General features: G+C 72.2%; 2 protein-coding genes and 1 pseudogene. 1 reads left to right on the forward strand and 2 read right to left on the reverse strand.

The window, feature by feature from the left end; translation table 11 throughout:
- Window positions 1-201: 201 nt before the first annotated feature.
- Window positions 202-1,386, forward strand: coding sequence for a pyridoxal phosphate-dependent aminotransferase (locus IH13_RS0113075; protein WP_031084017.1), 1,185 nt, complete (start codon window positions 202-204; stop codon window positions 1,384-1,386).
- A gap of 89 nt (window positions 1,387-1,475) precedes the next feature.
- Here IH13_RS0113075 and IH13_RS0113080 read toward each other — a convergent pair whose 3' ends face one another.
- Both IH13_RS0113080 and IH13_RS0113085 read right to left on the reverse strand, forming a co-directional pair.
- A complete protein-coding gene (locus IH13_RS0113080; RefSeq protein ID WP_031084018.1) occupies window positions 1,476-2,036 on the reverse strand; it encodes a YbjN domain-containing protein in 561 nt (186 codons plus the stop codon).
- A 71-nt stretch (window positions 2,037-2,107) separates the two neighbouring features.
- A pseudogene (locus tag IH13_RS0113085) lies at window positions 2,108-2,455 on the reverse strand (MFS transporter); the annotation flags it as partial.

Raw genomic sequence — 2,455 nt, forward strand, 5'->3', positions numbered from 1 at the left:
CCGCAGCCGAGGCGAGCGCGGCGATCCCCGCCACCACGATCACGGCCGACACGACGAAGAAGACCATCCCCATCGCCCCCGCCCCCCTTCTTCTCCCCCGAAGCGAGGTCCCCCGCTTCCGTGTGCCCGGGGGATGCCCGCCCCCTGCCCGGACGAAAGCGGACTTGAGCAACTCCAGAGCTTCGGCCCAGGATGGCGCCCATGACACAGGGACGACCGCTGCTCAACCGCCGCCTCGCCGCGTTCGGCACGACGATCTTCGCCGAGATGTCGGCGCTGGCCGTACGGACCGGCGCCATCAACCTCGGCCAGGGCTTCCCGGACACCGACGGCCCCGAGGAGATCCGTGAGGCCGCGGTACGGGCGCTGCGCGCGGGCCACGGCAACCAGTACCCGCCCGGCCCGGGCGTCCCGGAGCTGCGCACCGCGATCGCGGAGCACCAGCTGCGCCACTACGGGCTGACCTACGACCCCGGCAGCGAGGTACTGGTCACCGCGGGCGCCACCGAGGCCCTCGCCGCGACGCTGCTGGCCCTCGTGGAGCCCGGTGACGAGGTCATCGCCCTGGAGCCGTACTACGACTCCTACGCCGCCTGCGTCGCCATGGCGGGCGGGACCAGGGTGCCCGTCACGCTCCGGCCCGACGGCGGTGCCTTCCGGCTCGACCTGGACGAGCTCCGCGCCGCCGTGACGCCCCGTACCCGCCTGATCCTCCTGAACACCCCGCACAACCCCACCGGCACGGTGCTCAGCCGCGAGGAGCTGGCCGCGGTGGCCGCGCTCGCGTGCGAACGCGATCTGCTCGTGGTCACCGACGAGGTCTACGAGCACCTGGTGTTCGAGGGCGAGCACATCCCGCTCGCCTCCTTCCCCGGCATGCGCGAACGCACGGTGACCGTCAGCAGCGCCGGCAAGACGTTCTCGTTCACCGGCTGGAAGATCGGCTGGATCACCGCCGGCCCGGAGCTGGTGACCGCGGTGAAATCCGTCAAGCAGTTCCTGACGTTCGTCTCCGGCGGCCCTCTCCAGTACGCCGTCGCCGAGGCCCTGCGGCTGCCCGACGACTTCTTCGACGGCCTGCGCGCCGACCTGCGCGCCAGGCGGGACCTGCTGGTCGACGGGCTCGCGGAGGCCGGTTTCGGGGTCCACCGGCCCGCCGGCACCTACTTCGTCACCACCGACGTCCGCCCGCTGGGGGGCGAGCGGGACGGCGTGGCGTTCTGCCGGGCCCTGCCCGAGCGGTGCGGGGTGGTCGCGGTCCCGAACGCGGTCTTCTACGACCACCGGGAGCAGGGCGCACCCTTCGTGCGCTTCACCTTCTGCAAGCGCGTGGACGTGCTCGAAGAGGCGGTCGCCCGTCTGAAGGGCCTGTCCACGGAAGGGTGAGGCCCCGGCCCACGACGGACGCGAGCCCGGCCGCGGCGTGGTCCACCTGGGACCACCGCCGCCCGGCCGGGCTCGCGTCGCGGTACGGATCAGCTCTCCGGGGTCTGCTCCACGCCCGTGTCGCCGCCCTCGTCCGCCTTCCCGGCCGGCTCCAGGCCCAGGCGCTCCACGAGCCACTTGTCGAACTCGATCGAGGCGCGGACCCAGCTGACCGTCGAGGAGACGAAGTGCTCCAGGCTGACGCCCGTACCGATGAGCATCTGCGCCTCACCGATCAGCCGGACCGAGGCGGCCGCGCCCTCCTCGCCCTCGTGCGAGTGCGTGTAGACCTTGGGCCACAGGGTGCGGCGGTTCCAGTCGTCGATCGCGTCGAGCAGCACAGGGCGCTGGTCCAGGGCGTGCGGGCGGTCGTAGAACGTACGGACCGAGAAGACCTGCTGCTCCGCCTCGCCGCGGAACATGAAGTACGTGCGGAACTCCTCCCACGGCGCGGCGAGGTCGCCCTCGTCGTCGACGACGTACTTCAGCTCCATCTGCTCGAGAAGCTGCTTGACGAGGTCCTGGTCCGGGACGACGGGGCCCTCGGGTCCTGTCGGCTGCGGCTCGGGCTGGCCCCCGAAGCTGGGAATCGAGGACGGGTCGATAGACATCGCTGGGTACTCCTGTGGATCGCTCGCGGTTTCCTGCTCCCGACCCTAGCCGCGATCGGGGCCTGGTAGTCCTACGCCCTCAGGGGAATCGTCCCCGCGCCGGTGCCCCGGGCCCGTGCCCAGGCGACGGCGACCAGGAGCGCGCAGAGCGTCCCCAGCAGGCCGGTCCCCGCGATGGTGTCCGCGGAGGATCCGGAGAGTTCGGTGGCCAGGCCGCCCGAGGCGACGCCGATGCCCTGCATCGCGATCAGCCCCGATCTGGCCAGCCCCAGCGCCTGTCCGCGCTGGTCCACCGGCGTGAGGAGGACGAAGGTCGCTCCGGCCGTGATCTGGTAGGCCGAGAACACCCCCGACAGCATCAGCAGCACCACCGCGGTCCCCACGCCCGGGCCCGCCCAGTACAGCACCAGCGGCAGGTT

Origin of the sequence: Streptomyces sp. NRRL WC-3549 (assembly GCF_000721935.1) — a bacterium.
Classification (GTDB): Bacteria; Actinomycetota; Actinomycetes; order Streptomycetales; family Streptomycetaceae; genus Streptomyces.